The following is an 18,779-nucleotide window of genomic DNA, read 5'->3' as shown; positions in this document are numbered from 1 at the left end:
ACACATTAGCATAAAAATAAAAAAGCCTTTCTGATTTCCCAGAAAGGCTTTTCGATATGATAGAAATAAAAACTTAGTCTCTACTGTATAATTTTGATAATAATCTTAAGAATTCAATGTACAACCAAACCAATGTAATCATCAATCCCATTGCACCATACCATTCCATAAATTTTGGCATTCTCTGTTGAGCGCCTTTTTCTATTAAATCAAAATCTAAAAATAGGTTTAAGGCTGCTATTATAATTACAAAAACACTAATCCCTACGCTTATTAACGAATTTCCGTGATGAACAGGATTATAACTAAAAATTAGCGAAGCAAGCCACGAAAACAAATAATAAGTTGCAATTGCTAAAGTTGCAGCAATAACTATCGATTTGAATTGTTCTGTAACTTTTACTATTTTGAATTTGTACAATCCAAGACAAACCAAAAATGTAACCAAAGTTGCTCCAACAGCATTTAATACAAGTCCTGGAAATCTAATTTCGAAAATAGCCGAGATTCCTCCAATAAACAAACCCTCAAACAAAGCATATCCTGGCGCCAGATAAGTTGAAGCCTGTGGCTTAAAAGCAGAAATTACAACAAGTATCAAAGCAACAATTGCACCTCCGATTGCTGGAAACATTGGATTCATATCATTAAATGCCATCCACCATGTAATCATAGCTGAAGCGCATAAAATTAGAAATAAAATTGCTGTTTTGTTGATTGTTCCAGAAATGGTCATTTCCTGATTGTAATCAATAACTTGTCCATTTACTTGCTGAGTTCGTGAAGAACTATTTGAAGAAAATCGTCTGTTGCTTAAAAATGGGTTGTTAGAATTAAAGTTCATAGTTTTAATACTTTTAATTGAACTCAAATATATGGAGTTTTTTTCAAGTGTAGTTTATAGGATAGTTTTTTTAACATGAATTTTTCTTAAACCGATTTTGATAAAAATAAAAAATCCATCAGATAATTTCTGATGGATTTTCTAAAAATATGTGTTTTTTTATTAATTTAATAAATCTAAAACCAGTGAAGGGAATAAACCTAAAATAATATTTAAGACAATAGAAACTACTGCTACAGCGTAAATAAGAAATGGTTTTCCGGTTCTTTGCTCATTTGGTTCTTTTGAATACATTGCAATAATCAATTTGAAATAGTAACCAACACTGATTATTGAGTTAATTACCGCAACAATTACTAAACTGATGAATCCGGCTTTGATGGTCTGGTCGAATAAAAATAGTTTTGCAAAAAATCCTGAGAAAATAGGAATACCGGCCATAGATAATAAAGATGCAGTAAGAACTGCTGCCAACAGCGGATTTGTTTTTCCTAATCCATGGAAGTTTGTAATATCTTCATTATCTTGATCTCTGCATACATATAAAATTACGCTGAATGCTGCAATTCCCGCCAAAGCGTAAGCTGCAGTGTAGTACAATAAAACACCTGAAGAGGTTTCAGAAGTAAGCAAAGTCATCAACATAAAACCAGCATGTGAAATACCAGAAAATGCAAGCATACGTTTTACATTTACCTGTCTTAAAGCCATAATATTTCCGACTGTCATAGAAGCAATGGAGAGGAATACAACGATATTTTGGAACGTGTATAAAAGATCCTGATTTTCTAAAGATGAAATTAAATTTAGACCAGAAACTAGTTTGAATAATGTTGCAACTGCTACGATTTTAGCAAGAGTGCTCATTAAAGCAGTTGTCAAAGCTGGAGAACCTTCATAAACATCTGGAGCCCAGAAGTGAAAAGGAACAGCCGCAATTTTAAACAACATTCCAACAACCATTAAAATCATTCCGATTGGAAACCAGATTGGCAACTCTGCAGATAAGGCACTTTCGTGAATTTCAGCTATATCAAAACTTCCCATAGCACCGTAAATCAAACAGATTCCGAAAAGGATAATTCCCGAGGCAAAAGAACCCATAAGGAAATATTTCATTCCAGCCTCATTGCTTTTGATGTTTAAACGATCACTTGCTGCTAAAACATACAAAGCAATTGAAAGAACTTCAATTCCTAAAAAGAACATAGCCAAGTTTCCAAACGACACCATAGCAACACCACCAGCCAAAAGAAATACTTTTATGGCAACATAATCTGAAAGTTTGGTTGGATGATTATGATAAAAATTATGACTTAAAGCTACCAGAAAAATGGTTATAATGATAAACAAAGATGAAAAAGCAGTAGAGAATTTGCTCACTGTAATCATGTTGTTGTAATAACTTTGTTCTGCTCCAAATTCGCAATAATTAAGAGCCAAAACACCAAGCAATCCCGCAATGGTAATTGGAATAATGGCTTTTCTTAAATTAAGAATTTCAAACAATAGGCAAAAAATACCCAATCCTGTTATAGCTATTAATGTATTCATTTTTGTTTTTTTGATTTAGGATTTCAAAAAATAATGAGTTCCTAATTTATTTTGTTTAAAATATTAGTTCTTATTAATTACGCTTAAAATAGTTTCAAGACTTGGAGTAATCAGATCGGTAATTGGTTTTGGATAAAATCCGAAGAACAATAAGACAGCAATGATTACGACAAATGAAATTCCTTCGTTAAGACTCACATCAGCAAATGCTTTTGAATTTGTTTCTCCCAGCATAACATGCTGAAACATTTTAAGCATATAGTAAGCTCCTAAGATAATTGTGGTTCCTCCCAAAACAGCAAACCAGATATTGATTTGAGACAAACTATATAATACGGTAAATTCTCCAACAAAATTAAAAGTACTTGGCAACGCCACCGACGCCAAAACTAAAATCAAAAACATAGATGTAAATTTTGGAGACTGAATACGAATACCGCCCATTTCTGAAATTTCTCTAGTTTCGAATCTTCTAAAAATTACTTCTGCAGCAAAGAATAATCCAACTACCACAAAACCGTGAGCAATCATTTGAAGAACTGCTCCTCTTAAACCATCAAGAGTAAGAGTGTAAGTTCCCGCAGCGATTAAACCAACGTGTGCAAGGGAAGAATAAGCCAAAAGTTTTTTTAGATCTTTCTGTTTCAAAGCCACAATCGATCCATAGATTACACCTGCAATTCCAAGAGAGATAAAAATATTCAAATACTCTTTTGCAGCAAGCGGTGCAATAGGCAATTGCCAACGGATTACACTGTATAATCCCATTTTTAGCATGATACCAGACAAAAGCATTGTTCCAACGGTTGGCGCTTTCTGGTACACATTTGCCTGCCATGTGTGGAAAGGAATAATCGGAATTTTGATTGCATAAGCTAAAAAGAAAGCCAAGAAAATCCATAACTGCTCGCAAGAAGATAATTCTACAGCATATAATTTTTCAAGCAAGAAGCTTCCGGTTTTTTGATATAGATAGATAAAGGCAGTCAACATAAACAAAGAACCAGCAAGTGTGTAAATAAAGAATTTAACCACTGCTTTTCTGCGTTCTTCGGCATCACCGTTACCCCAGATAAGCGCAATAAAGTAAATTGGAACAAGAGCAAGTTCCCAGAAAACATAATATAAAAGTCCGTCTGCAGCCAAGAAAGTTCCAGCCATAGCAAATGCCATAAATAAAATTAAGGCATAAAAAGATTTGGCGTTTTTATATTCATTTCCAAAAGAAGAAAATATAATAATCGGAGTTAAGGCAAGAGTCAATAAAACCATTGCAATCCCAAGTCCGTCTGCATTTAAGGCAAAAACAATATTTGGTTTGTTGATCCAGTTAGCAATAAAGCTGATGTTTTCGCCAGCATTGTAATTATTCAATAATACAATCGAACATCCAAGAGTTGCCAAGCTAAAAAGCAATGCAACTTTTGAAGCCAATTTGTCACCAGATAAATAAGTGGCAAATGCACCAATTAAAAGTATAATTAATATAGTAGAAACGTTCATAGTTATAATATTATTGAGCTAAAAATAAATAGGAAACAATTGCACAAAGTCCTATGACAAAAACAAACAGATACAATCCGATACTTCCGGTTTGTATTTTTTTACCTTGAAAAGCGATTTCTCCCGTAACTTTTCCAAAACCGAAAACAAAGGCAGATAAACCTGTTTCAATATAATCTCTAAAGAATTTAGATAAAAAGTTGATCGGCTTTACAATTGCCGCTTCGAAAATTTCATCGATATAATATTTATCGTATAAAAGTTTTGACAAACCAATAATATTGTCATCAGATTCAGGAACATTGTCTTGTTTGAAATATTTAATGTAAGCAATCAAGATTCCTACCAATCCACCTAAAACGGCAACTCCCATTAAAGTATATTCGGTTGCGCCTAAATGGTGTTCCCCGCCTTCAGTTTTTGTGAAAAGAGGCGCTAAATATTCATTTAACCAACTGTGTCCAGGTAAACTGATCAATCCGCCAAAAGCTGCTAAAATAGCTAAGATGATAAGCGGAATAGTAATTAATGAACCACTTTCGTGTAAATGATGTTTTTGTTCTTCAGTTCCTCTAAATTCTTTGAAAAAAGTCAAGAACATTAAACGGAACATATAGAAAGCTGTCATGACAGAAGCAATAGATCCAATAACGTATAATGGAATGCTGTGGTGGAAAGCGGTCAATAAGATTTCGTCTTTAGAAAAGAATCCTGAGAAGAATGGAACTCCTGAAATGGCCAATGAAGAAATCATCATTGTCCAGAATGTAATTGGCATTGCTTTACGCAGTCCGCCCATTTTGCGCATATCTTGTTCGCCATGCAAACCGTGAATAACAGATCCTGAACCTAAGAATAAACAAGCTTTAAAGAAAGCGTGAGTGATTACGTGAAAAACAGCTACTTCATAAGCGCCACATCCTAAGGCTAAAAACATTAATCCTAATTGAGAAACTGTAGAATAAGCCAATACTTTTTTGATATCGTTTTGAACTAAACCTATTGTAGCAGCCAATAACGAAGTTACGGCACCAACAATTGCGATTACATTTTGAACGTCTGCGGCGTTGTCGAAAATAAAGTTTAATCGAGTCACCATAAAAATACCTGCAGTAACCATTGTAGCTGCGTGAATCAATGCAGAAACTGGAGTGGGTCCTGCCATCGCATCTGGTAGCCAAGTGTATAACGGAATTTGAGCAGATTTACCACAAGCTCCGATAAATAAACACAAAGCAGCAATTGACAAAGACATTGAAATTGACGGATCAATTTTAATGCTCAAAATAATTTCCTTCAATTCGCTGTAATCTAAAGTGTGGAAAGTATATCCTAAAATGAACATTCCGATTAAAAGACCTAAATCTCCAATTCTGTTCATGATAAAAGCTTTTTTTGCGGCATCATTGTAATCCTGGTTTTTATACCAGAATCCAATTAATAAGTAAGAGCAAAGTCCAACACCTTCCCATCCGATGAAAAGAACTAATAAGTTGCTTCCAATTACAAGTGTAATCATAAAGAAAACGAACAAATTCAGATAAGAGAAGAATTTGTGCATGTTTTCGTCATCATGCATGTAACTGATAGAGTATAAGTGAATCAAAGACCCGATTCCAGTCACAAAAAGCAACCAAAGAACAGATAGTTGATCTAATAAAAATCCAAGATTGATTTTGATGTCACTAATTTGAATCCAATCAAATAAAGTAACCTGAATTGCTTTTCCAGTTGAAGTTATTTGATTAAAAAGTACAAGAGTAACTATAAAAGAAATTGCTACGGCAATAGTTCCGATTGCTCCAGAAACAGTTTTTCCTAAGCTTTTTCCAAAGAAAACATTGATTAAAAATCCTAAAAAAGGCGTTAATACTAAAAGTAAAGCTAAATTGGTATCCATTTCTGATTATCCTTTTAAATTTTTTAAATTATCGATACTAATTGAGCCTAGATTTCTAAAGATAGAAACCAATATGGCCAATCCTACCGCAACTTCAGCTGCAGCAACTGCCATCGAGAAGAACACAAAAACTTGTCCTTGTGCATCTTGATGATAAGTTGAAAAAGCAACAAATAAAAGGTTTACCGCATTCAACATAATTTCGATAGACATGAAAACGATAATTGCATTTCGTCTGTACAATACACCAAAAATACCAATACAGAAAAGCACAACACTCAAAAAGATGTAGTTTTCAATACCTATTTGATTTAATATATTACCCATTATTTATTTAATTTTTCTTTTTTAGACAATAGAACTGTTCCAATCATGGCTACCAAAAGCAAGATTGAGGCAAATTCAAACGGAACCATATATTCGTTCAATAAAATTTTACCTAAAACTTTAATTGACTGGAAATCTTCTCCCGTTGAATCGTATTCACCCACAATTGGTTTCGAATTGATAAAGATTGCAATCAAAACAATCAATATTAAGCAGAAAGAAACAATAGCACCTAAACGTGTGATTCTAGGGCGGTGTACATCTTTTTGTTCGTTCAGGTTCATTAACATAATCGTAAACAAGAACAAAATCATAATAGCTCCAGAGTAGACTATTATATGTACAACAGCTAAGAATTGAGAATTTAATAGTAAATAATGACCAGCAATCGAGAAGAAACAAATCACTAAGTAAATAGCTGAGTGAATTGGGTTTCTGCTAAAAATAGTCAGGAAAGCGGTAATAACTGTAATAAACGCTAAAAAGCAAAAGATAACTTGAACAGTTGTTGCGTTTGCAAAATCAGGAATATGTATCATTTAGTTAGCGTTTTTAAGTTGAGCGTTTTTCAAAGCCATTTCTAAAGGCATTACTAATTTATCTTTCCCGAAAATAAAATCTTCTCTATTGTAGTTAGCAGGAACTAAAACTTTAGATTCAGTTAAGTAAATAGCATCTTTAGGACAAGCTTCCTCACATAAACCGCAGAAAATACAACGAAGCATGTTGATTTCGTAGATTTCAGCATATTTCTCTTCTCTGTATAAGTGTTTTTCATCGGCTTTGCGTTCACCAGCTTTCATTGTAATTGCTTCTGCTGGGCAAGATAAAGCACATAATCCACAAGCTGTACAGTTTTCGCGACCTTGCTCATCTCGTTTCAACATATGCTGACCACGATAAACAGGGCTCATTTCACGAACCTGTTCAGGATAATGAATCGTAACTTTTTTTCTAAAAAGGTGTTTTACGGTAATAACCAAACCTTTTACAATCGCCACAAGATACAATCGTTCAATAAAAGTCATGTCCTTATTTGACACCACCTTTTTTCTACCCGATAATGATATAGTTTCTATTGACATTTTTACTAGTATAGTTTATGATTCAAAATTGATTATTCAAATTCAAATCTATTTTTGTTTTTTATTTGTGAAGCTAATCCTGCTATCCGCTGTATCTTTTGTGGTGAACCCCACCACAAAAGGATGCCGCTTCTATCAGGGCTAGGGCATTCGGTTCTTAGAATCCTAAGAAAGCTGCAATATCGTGTCTTAATATTACAATACCGGTAATCATGATATTAACGATTGAAAGCGGAATTAAAATTCTCCAGCCTAAATGCATTAATTGATCATATCTAAATCTAGGAATTGTCCAGCGAACCCACATGTAAAAGAATATGAAGAAACATATCTTAGCAAATAGAACCGCGATTCCTAATAAGTTAGCTGTATTTACACCAACATTTTCTACTATCCATTGCATTCCCGGATAGTTGTATCCTCCGAAGAATAAAACAGAAATAATAGTAGAAGAAATAAACATACTAGCATATTCAGCAAATAAATAGAATCCCATTTTCATGGATGAATATTCTGTATGGTAACCTCCAATTAATTCGTTTTCACATTCTGCTAAATCAAAAGGAGTTCTATTCGTTTCAGCAAAAGAACAGATTAAGAAAATTAAAAATGATAATGGCTGATAGAAAACATTCCAGTTCATTCCTTGCTGTTGTAATGAGATTTCTTTCAAACTCATTGTTCCAGTCATCATTAATAAAGCAATCATTGATAATCCCATGGCAACTTCGTAAGAAACCATCTGAGATGCCGCACGAATTGCTCCCATCAACGAGAATTTATTGTTTGAAGCCCATCCACCAATCATGATACCGTAAACTCCAACAGAAAGAACTCCAAAAATGTATAACAATGCAATGTTGACATCAGTAGCCTGAAGAATAATGTCTTTTCCGAAAAGATGTAAACGATCTCCCCACGGAATTACAGCACTAGTCATCAAAGCTGTACTCATTGCAATTGCAGGACCTACGAAAAATAAAAATCGATTAGGAGTATTAGGTTCAAACTCTTCTTTAGAGAACAATTTCATACCATCGGCAAGTGGCTGCAGTAAACCTCCCCAACCCGCACGGTTTGGTCCAACACGATCCTGAAGAAAAGCCGCAACTTTACGTTCAGCCCAAGTAGAATACATTGCCATAACCATTGTAACCGCAAATACGACAACAATAACAACACTTTTTTCTATAATAAATGCACTTTCCATTTCTTACTATTTTTGATCTTTGTCAGTTAATGGAATTGCTGCCATACTAATTTTTTTACGGTCGATATCTCTACCTAAAAGGATATTCTTTTCAGTATCGATTGTAACTTTCTCTAATTTTTGAGTGTAGTTGTTTTGGTTGATAACAGAATCTTTTTCAAATTCTCTTGGCCCCTCAATAACCCAGTCTTTAACATCTTTGTGATCAAAACGACAGCTGTTACAGATGAATTCTTCTACTTCATGGTACTCGTCTTTACGACCAGTTACACGCTGAATTTCTCCACCAAACATCCAAACAGTTGTTTTACCACAACATCCTGGAGTAGTACATTCTCTGTGTGCGTTATAAGGTTTATTAAACCAAACTCTTGATTTAAAACGGAAAGTTTTATCTGTTAAAGCTCCAACCGGACAAACGTCAATCATGTTTCCAGAAAACTCATTGTCGATTGCTTTAGAAATTCCAGTTGAAATATTAGCGTGATCACCACGATCTAATACTCCGTGAACTCTGTTGTCTGTCAATTGATCTGCAACTTGTACACATCTTTGGCATAAAATACAACGGTTCATATGCAGTTGAATATTTGGACCAATATTTTCGGGCTCAAATGTTCTTTTTTCTTCAATATAACGTGATTTTGGGTTTCCGTGCTCAAAACTTAAATTTTGAAGGTCACATTCTCCTGCCTGATCACAAATTGGGCAATCTAATGGGTGGTTGATCAATAAAAACTCTGTAACAGATTTACGCGCCTCGGTAACTCTGGCAGAAGATTTACTGTTTACTTCCATTCCGTCCATACATCCTGTTACACAAGATGCCATAAGTTTTGGCATTGGTCTTGGATCAGCTTCACTACCTTTAGAAACTTCAACTAAACAACAACGGCATTTTCCGCCGCTGCCTTTTAATTTTGAGTAATAGCACATGGCTGGCGGTACCAAATCTCCACCAATCATACGTGCAGCCTGCAGGATCGTTGTTCCTGGCTCTACGTCTATACTTTGACCGTCTATGGTTACTTTCATCTCTTTATTTTGTTTTTTTAGTTTCAGGTTTCAGGTTTCACGTTTTCACTTGAAACTAAAAAAACTTGAAACTTTAAACTATTTTAAACTTTTTTGTTGAAAGTCGGAATATTGAAAAGAATTGCTGTCCTTTTTAACATTATGAACTTTATAACTTTCTGCTTTTATTTTTATACGATTACTTTACCGCCAACTAAATGTTTCACTTGTGAAAAAGGTTCAGCGACAAAGTGATCTCTATTTTTGATTTTTTCAGGGAAACGAACGTGATATTCGAATTCATCTCTAAAGTGACGAATTGCTGCGGCTACTGGCCAAGAAGCTGCGTCTCCTAAAGGACAGATTGTGTTTCCTTCAATTTTACTTTGAATGCTCCACAATAATTCGATATCCTCTTCACGGCCTTGACCGTTTTCGATTCTCCATAAGATTTTTTCTAACCATCCAGTTCCTTCACGGCAAGGTGTACATTGTCCGCAAGATTCGTGGTGATAAAAACGAGCAAAGTTCCAAGTGTTTCTAACCACACAAGCAGTGTCGTTGTAAACGATAAATCCTCCAGAACCTAACATAGATCCAGTTGCAAAACCACCATCACTTAAAGATTCGTAAGTCATTAAACGATCTTCGCCATTTGCTGTTTTGAAAATCAATTCTGCTGGTAAAATTGGCACAGAAGAACCTCCAGGTACAAATGCTTTTAATGGACGGCTTGAAGACATTCCTCCTAAATATTCATCAGAATTCATGAATTCGTCAACGCTTAAACCTAATTCAATTTCGTAAACTCCAGGATTTTTGATGTGTCCAGAAGCAGAAATTAATTTAGTTCCTGTAGAACGTCCAATTCCAATTTTAGCATAATCGTCACCAGAATTGTTTACAATCCATGGCACAGTTGCTATAGTTTCAACGTTGTTCACTACTGTTGGATTTGCCCAAAGTCCTGAAACCGCTGGGAAAGGTGGTTTTATACGAGGATTTCCTCTTTTACCTTCCAATGATTCGATTAGTGCTGTTTCTTCTCCACAGATATAAGCTCCAGCTCCACAGTGAACGTGAAGTTCTAGATCATAACCTGTTCCTAATATATTTTTTCCTAACCATCCGGCAGCTTTTGCTTCGGCGATTGCTCTTTCTAAAATTTTGAAAACCCACATATATTCTCCACGAATGTAGATATACGATAGGTTAGCTCCCAAAGCGTAGCTTGAAGTAATCATTCCCTCGATCAATAAGTGAGGAATAAATTCCATCAAAAAACGATCTTTGAATGTTCCTGGCTCCGATTCGTCGGCGTTACACACTAAGTGTCTTGGTTTTCCTGATTTTTTATCAATAAAGCTCCATTTCATTCCGGCAGGGAAACCCGCGCCACCACGACCACGTAATCCTGATTTTTTTACTTCCTCAGTTACTTCGTCTGGAGTTAATGTTTTTAAAGCTTTTTCTACAGAAGCATAACCACCATTTTGGCGATAAACTTCGTAGGTTTTAATTCCAGGAATATTGATTTTATCTAATAATATTTTTTGTGACATCTTATTTATCGTGTAATATTATTTTATCGTCTTTACAATCAGCAATAATCTGATCGATTTTTTCTTCTGTCAGTTTTTCTTTGTAGAAATCACCCAACTGCATCATCGGAGCATATCCGCAAGCACCCAAACATTCTACACCAGCAATGGTAAACATTCCGTCTGGAGTAGTTTCGCCCATTTTAATGCCTAGTTTTTCAGAAGTATAATCCATTAAATCTTCGGCACCTCTTAAACAGCAACAAGAAGTCTGGCAGAACTCAAACATATACTTACCAATTGGCTTCTGGTTGAACATCGTATAGAAAGTAACCACTTCATAAACCTCGATTGGTTTTATCTGAAGAATCTCGGCAACTTTATCTTGCAATTCAATACTAAGCCAGTTGTTATGCGCATCCTGAACTTCGTGCAAAACAGGCAATAAAGCCGATTTTTGTTTGCCCTCAGGATAATGACTGATCAATTCATTGATACGAGCTATCAATGCCTCAGTCATGTTTATTTCTTGTTTGTAATGTTTACGTTCCATTTTTATTTTAGATTTTAGATTTTAGATTTTAGATTTTTCAATCTTTGTCCATAATCCATATTCTGCAATCTTTATTAATTTTAGATTTCTGATTTTAGATTTTCCAATCTGAAATCTACATTCTAAAATCTGCAATCTTTTTAGGCGTCTAATTCTCCTGCAATTACGTTCAAACTTGAAAGGATGATAATTGCGTCAGAAAGCATGGCACCTTTAATCATTTCTGGGAATGCTTGATAGTAAATAAAGCATGGTCTTCTGAAATGTAATCTATATGGAGTTCTGCTTCCGTCTGTTACTAAATAGAAACCGATTTCTCCATTTCCTCCTTCTACTGGGTGATAAATTTCTGCAACTGGTACAGGAACTTCTCCCATTACGATTTTAAAGTGATATATTAAAGATTCCATAGAAGTGTAAACATCTTCTTTTGGAGGAAGGTAGTAATCTGGAACTTCAGCATGATATTCGTTTCCTGGAGGCATTTTTTCTAAAGCCTGACGAATGATGCTTAAACTTTCCCAAACTTCAGCATTACGAACACAGAAACGATCGTAAGTATCTCCCGATTTTCCAACAGGAACAATAAAATCGAAATCTTCGTAAGAAGAATAGGGTTGTGCTACACGTACGTCGTAATCAACTCCTGCAGCACGTAAGTTTGGACCTGTAAATCCGTAAGCCATTGCTTTTTCTGCAGTGATACCACCAACGTTTACAGTTCTGTCAAGGAAAATTCTGTTTCTTTCGAATAAGTTTTGGAATTCCTGCCAAACCGGAGGGAATTCTTCTAGGAATTTATCTAGTTTTTTGAAAACTTCTGGAGACCAGTCTCTTTCAAAACCACCGATTCTTCCCATATTTGTAGTCAAACGAGCTCCACAAATTTCTTCGTAGATTTCGTAGATTTTTTCTCTAAATTGAAAAACGTATAAGAAACCAGTATACGCACCAGTATCTACACCCAAAATTCCGTTACAGATAATGTGGTCCGTAATACGAGCGAGCTCCATAACAATAACTCTTAAATACTGCGCTCTTTTTGGAACTTCAATACCTAATAGTTTTTCTACTGTCATCCACCATCCCATATTATTAATAGGAGAGGAACAATAGTTCATACGGTCTGTAAGAGGTGTAATTTGATAAAAAGGACGATTTTCGGCAATTTTTTCGAAAGCTCTGTGGATGTAGCCAATAGTTGGCTCAGCCTCAAGAATTCTTTCACCATCCATTAAAAGGATATTTTGAAAAATACCGTGAGTCGCAGGGTGAGTTGGACCTAAATTCAATACAGAAAGTTCGCTTCCGTCTTCATTTAGTCTCTCCTTAATTATTTTAGCATAACGATGCTCTGGTGGTAATAATAGTTCTGACATTTTATAATGTTGAATTATTTTTTAGCAATTTGTTGTTGTTCTTCCAAAGAATCTGTCGTCTTTGTCGGTTCTTCCGCTGTCTTCCATTGGGAACTCTTTTCGCATTGGGTGAGACACCATTTCGTCCATATTTAAAATACGTTTCAATTGTGGATGTCCAATAAAGTCAATTCCGTAGAAATCGAACGTTTCTCTTTCCATCCAGTTTGAACTTAGGAAAATATTTGAAACCGATTTAATTTCTGGTTTTTCACCATTCAAGAAAACTTTGATTTTCAATCTTTTGTTTTCGTACCAGTTGTGTAAGTGATAAACAACGGCAAACTGACGCTCACTTTCATTGTCAGGGTAATGGATACCGCATAAGTCAGTTAAGAAATGAAATTTTAATTCTGGGTCGTTTTTAAGGAATAGAATCAACGGTGTAATTTTATCAGCTGAAGCTTCTAAAGAAAAAATATCTCTTTCTTGCTGAAAGTTGAAAACATCGTTGTTGAATGTTTCAGTAAGTTTATCTTGGATCAGGGTGTTTTCTAAAGCCATCTTATGAGATATTATATGAAGCTAATAATTCTTGGTATTCTGGAGAGCTTCTTCTTCTTACAGATTCGCTTTTTACCAGGTCTTGCAGTCTCATTACTCCATCAACAATTTGCTCTGGTCTTGGAGGGCAACCTGGAACGTAAACATCAACTGGAATTACTTTGTCAATTCCTTGAAGGACAGAATACGTATCAAAAACTCCTCCTGAAGAGGCGCAAGCTCCAACGGCAATTACCCAGCGAGGCTCTGCCATTTGCTCGTAAACTTGTCTTAAAATTGGAGCCATTTTTTTTGAAATAGTTCCCATTACTAATAACATATCTGCTTGACGAGGAGAGAAACTCACACGCTCAGAACCAAAACGCGCTAAATCGTAGTGAGATGCCATTGTAGCCATAAATTCGATACCACAGCATGAAGTCGCGAAAGGAAGCGGCCATAATGAGTTGGCTCTTGCTAAACCAACAACATCACTAAGTTTTGTAGCGAAGAAGCCTTCACCATTTAGTCCTTCTGGCGGTGCAACCATATTTACATTTGAATCGCTCATTTTATTTTAGATTTCTGATTTTAGATTTTAGATTTTTTTGAAATCATAAAAAGTAAAATCAATTTTTTAAATCAATTTTTTATTGAGGATTAAATCTTAAATTTCAATTCTAAATCATTTAAATCTAAAATCAGGAATCTAAAATTTAAAATCTCTAAATTATTCCCACTCTAGAGCTTTCTTTTTGATGATATAAAAGAAACCAACTAAAAGTAAAGACATGAAAACAATCATTTTTAACATTCCTTCAATTCCTAAATCTTTGAAGTTTACTGCCCAAGGATAAAGGAAAATAACCTCTACGTCGAACAATACGAACAAAATGGCAACTAGGAAATATTTTACTGAGAATGGAATACGAGCGTTACCAACAGATTCGATACCGCATTCGAAGTTTTTGTCTTTAACTTCAGAGGTTCTTTTTGGTCCTAATTTTCCAGAAATAATGATTGTTCCTACCACAAAACCAACAGCTAGAATAAACTGCATTAAAATAGGAATGTAACTGTATTGATCAGATTGCATAAACTTCGATTTTATACTTAAAAAATGAGCCACAAAGATAACTTGGAAGTCTGTAAAACACAAGCTAAAAAAGGATTTAAGTAGGCTGCGAAACCGCGTTTATATCTAATTTTTATTGATTATAAATAACAGGGAGTTATTTTAATATTTTTTTAAGAATCGTCTAAAAAAAAACGTCCCGATACTTCGGGACGTTTTCTAGACCATTCAGAGGCAAAAAAAATAAATTGCTATATTTTTCTTAGATTACTGCTACTTTAGCAGCAACTTTCCCTTTTCTTCCTTCTTCTTCTTCATAGCTTACACGGTCACCTTCGCGTAATTCTTCCGCGTTAATTCCTGAAGCGTGAACGAAGATATCTTTTCCTGTTTCTTCGTCTGTAATGAATCCATAACCTTTAGACTCATTGAAAAATTTTACTGTACCTGTACGCATTGTAATTGTAATAATAATTTATAATGAAACAAATGTAATATTTAAATTCATACAAAAGACATATACATGTTAATTTTTTCTAAAAATTATTGATTTACAGTGTTTTTACGTGGTTTGTTGCTGCAATTTTGATATGATTCATGTTAAAATGAGAATCATTAAAAATACTTCAAAAAGTAAGAAGTTTTTGACTTTATTTTTAGGTCGTTTTTACAAAGATTCCGATATTTTTTTCATCAAAAATGCCTCTGTACTATTTTTTTTCGTTTTTGAATACAGCTCTATTAAGTACAAAAAAACTGCAGTTTACGAAGCTGCAGTTTTAAGAAATTGATTTCAAATTGATTATACTAAATCAACTTTAATATGTAATTCTTTCAATTGAGCATCATCAATAGCCGCTGGAGCATCAATCATGACATCACGTCCTGAATTGTTTTTAGGGAAAGCGATAAAGTCTCTAATGGTTTCCTGACCTCCCAAAATAGCAACCAATCTGTCAAGGCCAAATGCTAATCCTCCGTGAGGTGGTGCCCCAAACTGGAAAGCATCCATTAAGAAGCCAAATTGCGCTTTTGCTTCTTCTTCAGTAAATCCAAGATATTTGAACATTAATTGTTGTGTTGCTTTATCGTGAATACGAATAGAACCTCCTCCGATTTCGTTTCCGTTCAGAACCATATCATATGCATTTGCACGAACTTTTCCTGGTTCTGTTTCTAATAAAGCCATATCTTCTGGTTTTGGAGAAGTAAATGGGTGATGCATGGCGTGATAACGACCGCTTTCTTCATCTAATTCCAATAATGGGAAATCTACAACCCATAACGGAGCAAATTCTTCAGATTTACGTAATCCTAAACGAGTTGCTAATTCCATACGAAGTGCAGAAAGTTGTGCTCTTGTTTTATTTGCCGGACCTGAAAGTACAAAAATCATATCGCCAGGATTTGCTTCGGTAGCTTTTGCCCAGTTTGCCAAATCATCGTTGTCGTAGAATTTATCTACAGATGATTTATAAGTTCCGTCTTCATTGCATTTTACGTAAACCATTCCAGATGCGCCAACTTGAGGACGTTTTACCCAGTCAATTAATCCGTCAATTTCTTTACGAGTGTAATTTCCTGCTCCTGGTACAGCGATTCCGACAACCAATTCCGCAGCATTGAATACAGGGAATTCTTTATGTTGCGCAAATTCGTTCAATTCTCCAAACTTCATTCCAAAACGAATGTCTGGTTTGTCATTTCCGTATGTTTTCATAGCATAGTCGTAGGTAATTCTTGGGAATTTCTCTACTTCAATGCCTTTAATTTCTTTTAATAAATGTCTTGTCAAACCTTCAAAAACATTCAAAATGTCTTCTTGTTCCACAAATGCCATTTCGCAGTCAATCTGAGTAAACTCAGGCTGACGGTCGGCACGTAAATCTTCGTCACGGAAACATTTCACAATTTGGAAATATTTATCCATTCCTCCAACCATCAATAATTGTTTGAAAGTTTGTGGAGATTGTGGTAACGCATAAAACTGACCTTCGTTCATACGACTTGGCACAACGAAATCTCTCGCTCCTTCCGGAGTTGATTTGATTAAATAAGGTGTTTCAACTTCACAAAAATCCAAATCAGATAGATATTTACGAACTTCCATTGCTACTTTGTGACGGAACAACAAACTATTTTTTACTGGATTTCTTCTGATATCTAAATAACGATATTTCATTCTGATATCTTCTCCACCGTCAGTTTCATCTTCAATAGTAAATGGAGGAGTGAGAGCAGTGTTTAAAATCGTTAATTCAGAAACTAAAATTTCGATTTCACCAGTTGGAATATTCTTGTTTTTGGCTTCACGTTCGATAACGGTTCCTTTTACCTGAATAACAAATTCACGACCAAGAGTTTTAGCCAATTCAAAAACGCTTTTTTCTGTACGGCTTTCGTCAAAAATAAGCTGTGTAATTCCATAACGGTCGCGTAAGTCAACCCAATTCATAAATCCTTTATCACGTGACTTTTGTACCCAGCCCGCAAGTGTAACTTCGGTATTAATATTTGAAGCGTTTAATTCGCCGCAATTATGACTTCTATACATAATCTCAATTTTAGACTGCAAAAGTAAATACAAAATTCAAGATAATATAGTAAAGTGATAAACTTGATGCTTCAATTTTTAAATATTTTGTTAATTCTGAAATTTTGAAGCTTAAATTTCTTTAGTTTTGATTCACTAAAAAAACAAATATTAATACCCATGAAGAAACTTCTTGTTGCAGGTTTGGTAATTTTTAATGCTTTGAATGTTATTGGTCAAAGTAAAAATTCAATTAAGTTCACGGCTAAAATAGAAAATAGAAACAGTGACACATTAGTAATACAAGGAAGGAATGGCTTTAAACAAGTAATTCCGATTGACAAAAAAGGAGTTTTTTCGGCTTCTTTTGATACGCCAAAAGGATTTTATGTATTCTCGGACGGTACAGAATCTTCGAATATATACTTAAAACCGAATTCTGAAGTAAATCTAACGATGAATGCGAAACAATTCGATGAGACTATTATATATAAAGGTAAAGGTGTAAACGAAAGTAATTTTTTGGCACAACAAGCCTTAAAAGACGAGAATTTTCAAAAAGATGCTTTTAGTAAAGAAGCCACTGCGTTTGTCACTGCACTTGACGAGAAATTGAAGAAAGATACCGAAGCTGTTGAGAAAGGTGATTTTGATCCAGAATTTAAGGCAGCCTTAAAACAAAGTTTTGAAAGTTTTCATCAATATGCTGCTGAAGAATACGACAGAGCGGCAAAAGCAAGTAAGCTAGTAGGGAAACCTTCTCCGGAATTTGATTATGAAAACCATAAAGGAGGTAAAACCAAACTGGCAGATTTAAAAGGCAAATATATTTATATCGATCTTTGGGCAACGTGGTGCGCACCATGTAGAGCTGAAATTCCATATCTGCAAAAGATGGAAGAAAAGTATCATGGAAAAAACATTGAGTTTGTAAGTATTTCGATTGATAAATTAAAAGATAACGAAAAATGGAAAAAGTTTGTAACCGATAAAAACCTTGGAGGGATTCAGCTTTTTGCAGATAAAGATTGGGAGTCTGAGTTTGTTGTGAACTATGGCGTAACAGGAATTCCGAGATTTATCCTTATCGATCCAAAAGGAAATATTGTGGATCCGGATGCTACAAGACCGTCTGATCCGAAACTTGAAAATCAGTTAAATGCGTTATTGAACTAATTTATTTACGAAATTTAAAACGTTTTCGTAAAATAAGATTTTTTATAAAACACCAGTAAAACCAGTGCTTCAGCGCTGGTTTTTTTGTTTTAGAGAATTTTCCAATGTTAAGCTTTTACTGAATGTTACCAAATTGTTAAGCAAAAGTTTTTTTAATGTAAACATTTAACTATATTTGATAACGATTTGATAACATTAAATACCTAAAGATATGAAAAAGTGTGTGATTTTAGCGGCTGTATTGTTCTCTGGAATTTTGACTGCGCAAGAAGGTAAACCTGAATTAGAAGCTGTTGGAAATAGAGTTAAAGCAATCTATTATTATGAAAATGGAAATGTACAGCAGGAAGGTTATTTTAAAGATGGAAAATTAGATGGTGTTTGGGTATCTTATGATGTAAAGGGAAATAAAACGGTAGAAGGTGAGTACACAGAAGGTCTAAAAACTGGAAAATGGATGTTTTATAATGAAAAAAATCTTTGTGAAGTGGCATATGAAAACAGCAAAGTAAGTTCTGTTAAGAATCTTCAAAAAAATGCTGTTGCTAACAGAAATTAAGAGA

19 protein-coding genes are annotated in these 18,779 nt (G+C 34.6%); 2 read left to right on the top strand and 17 right to left on the bottom strand.

What is annotated here, in order from left to right; genetic code table 11:
• Positions 1 to 73: 73 nt before the first annotated feature.
• The 17 genes from ACFFLS_RS16715 to aspS all read right to left on the bottom strand — a co-directional run bounded on the left by ACFFLS_RS16715 (position 74) and on the right by aspS (position 17,061).
• Positions 74 to 844, bottom strand: coding sequence for a Bax inhibitor-1/YccA family protein (locus ACFFLS_RS16715; RefSeq protein WP_379684368.1), 771 nt, complete (start codon positions 842 to 844; stop codon positions 74 to 76).
• Between the two features lie 162 nt (positions 845 to 1,006).
• Complete coding sequence (locus ACFFLS_RS16710; RefSeq protein WP_379684369.1) at positions 1,007 to 2,398, bottom strand: NADH-quinone oxidoreductase subunit N; 1,392 nt, start codon at positions 2,396 to 2,398, stop codon at positions 1,007 to 1,009.
• Between the two features lie 63 nt (positions 2,399 to 2,461).
• Entirely contained in the window at positions 2,462 to 3,901 is a 1,440-nt protein-coding gene (locus tag ACFFLS_RS16705; RefSeq protein WP_379684370.1) for a complex I subunit 4 family protein, read from the bottom strand.
• Between the two features lie 10 nt (positions 3,902 to 3,911).
• The gene (gene nuoL, locus ACFFLS_RS16700) at positions 3,912 to 5,801 is read right to left on the bottom strand and encodes an NADH-quinone oxidoreductase subunit L (protein ID WP_379684371.1); all 1,890 of its coding nucleotides are present in this window, start codon (positions 5,799 to 5,801) and stop codon (positions 3,912 to 3,914) included.
• Between the two features lie 6 nt (positions 5,802 to 5,807).
• Positions 5,808 to 6,128 carry an NADH-quinone oxidoreductase subunit NuoK gene (gene nuoK / locus ACFFLS_RS16695; protein ID WP_017494599.1) on the bottom strand — a complete coding sequence of 107 codons (321 nt, stop codon included), beginning with the start codon at positions 6,126 to 6,128 and terminating at the stop codon, positions 5,808 to 5,810.
• On the bottom strand, positions 6,128 to 6,667 hold the full coding sequence (locus ACFFLS_RS16690; RefSeq protein ID WP_379684372.1) for an NADH-quinone oxidoreductase subunit J family protein: 540 nt from the start codon (positions 6,665 to 6,667) through the stop codon (positions 6,128 to 6,130). The genes nuoK and ACFFLS_RS16690 overlap by 1 nt, the downstream gene beginning before the upstream one ends.
• On the bottom strand, positions 6,668 to 7,213 hold the full coding sequence (locus ACFFLS_RS16685) for a NuoI/complex I 23 kDa subunit family protein (protein WP_379684373.1): 546 nt from the start codon (positions 7,211 to 7,213) through the stop codon (positions 6,668 to 6,670).
• A gap of 157 nt (positions 7,214 to 7,370) precedes the next feature.
• Positions 7,371 to 8,423 (bottom strand): NADH-quinone oxidoreductase subunit NuoH, encoded by a 1,053-nt coding sequence (gene nuoH, locus ACFFLS_RS16680; protein ID WP_379684374.1) that lies wholly within the window; start codon positions 8,421 to 8,423, stop codon positions 7,371 to 7,373.
• A 6-nt stretch (positions 8,424 to 8,429) separates the two neighbouring features.
• Positions 8,430 to 9,458: an NADH-quinone oxidoreductase subunit G gene (locus ACFFLS_RS16675; protein WP_289664360.1), complete on the bottom strand. Its 1,029-nt coding sequence runs from the start codon at positions 9,456 to 9,458 to the stop codon at positions 8,430 to 8,432.
• A gap of 170 nt (positions 9,459 to 9,628) precedes the next feature.
• Positions 9,629 to 10,999, bottom strand: a complete 1,371-nt coding sequence (gene nuoF / locus ACFFLS_RS16670; protein ID WP_379684375.1) for an NADH-quinone oxidoreductase subunit NuoF — start codon at positions 10,997 to 10,999, stop codon at positions 9,629 to 9,631.
• Position 11,000: 1 nt separating this feature from the next.
• Complete coding sequence (locus ACFFLS_RS16665) at positions 11,001 to 11,531, bottom strand: complex I 24 kDa subunit family protein (RefSeq protein WP_073408170.1); 531 nt, start codon at positions 11,529 to 11,531, stop codon at positions 11,001 to 11,003.
• 140 nt (positions 11,532 to 11,671) lie between these two features.
• Positions 11,672 to 12,910 (bottom strand): NADH-quinone oxidoreductase subunit D, encoded by a 1,239-nt coding sequence (locus ACFFLS_RS16660; protein ID WP_379684376.1) that lies wholly within the window; start codon positions 12,908 to 12,910, stop codon positions 11,672 to 11,674.
• A gap of 21 nt (positions 12,911 to 12,931) precedes the next feature.
• Complete coding sequence (locus ACFFLS_RS16655; protein WP_379684377.1) at positions 12,932 to 13,453, bottom strand: NADH-quinone oxidoreductase subunit C; 522 nt, start codon at positions 13,451 to 13,453, stop codon at positions 12,932 to 12,934.
• Between the two features lies 1 nt (position 13,454).
• Positions 13,455 to 14,003, bottom strand: coding sequence for an NADH-quinone oxidoreductase subunit B (locus tag ACFFLS_RS16650; protein ID WP_379684378.1), 549 nt, complete (start codon positions 14,001 to 14,003; stop codon positions 13,455 to 13,457).
• Positions 14,004 to 14,162: 159 nt separating this feature from the next.
• Positions 14,163 to 14,528, bottom strand: a complete 366-nt coding sequence (locus ACFFLS_RS16645) for an NADH-quinone oxidoreductase subunit A (RefSeq protein ID WP_056207419.1) — start codon at positions 14,526 to 14,528, stop codon at positions 14,163 to 14,165.
• A gap of 241 nt (positions 14,529 to 14,769) precedes the next feature.
• A complete protein-coding gene (locus ACFFLS_RS16640; protein ID WP_007137066.1) occupies positions 14,770 to 14,964 on the bottom strand; it encodes a cold-shock protein in 195 nt (64 codons plus the stop codon).
• Positions 14,965 to 15,309: 345 nt separating this feature from the next.
• Positions 15,310 to 17,061 carry an aspartate--tRNA ligase gene (gene aspS, locus ACFFLS_RS16635; protein ID WP_379684379.1) on the bottom strand — a complete coding sequence of 584 codons (1,752 nt, stop codon included), beginning with the start codon at positions 17,059 to 17,061 and terminating at the stop codon, positions 15,310 to 15,312.
• A 159-nt stretch (positions 17,062 to 17,220) separates the two neighbouring features.
• Here aspS and ACFFLS_RS16630 point away from each other — a divergent pair, with 159 nt between their 5' ends.
• Positions 17,221 to 18,216, top strand: coding sequence for a TlpA family protein disulfide reductase (locus ACFFLS_RS16630; protein WP_379684380.1), 996 nt, complete (start codon positions 17,221 to 17,223; stop codon positions 18,214 to 18,216).
• A 211-nt stretch (positions 18,217 to 18,427) separates the two neighbouring features.
• Positions 18,428 to 18,775, top strand: coding sequence for a toxin-antitoxin system YwqK family antitoxin (locus ACFFLS_RS16625; protein ID WP_379684381.1), 348 nt, complete (start codon positions 18,428 to 18,430; stop codon positions 18,773 to 18,775).
• Positions 18,776 to 18,779 lie beyond the last annotated feature (4 nt).

It is taken from the genome of Flavobacterium procerum (genome assembly GCF_042431625.1).
Classification (GTDB): Bacteria; Bacteroidota; Bacteroidia; order Flavobacteriales; family Flavobacteriaceae; genus Flavobacterium; species Flavobacterium procerum.
This window is presented reverse-complemented; position numbering and strand designations above follow the sequence as displayed.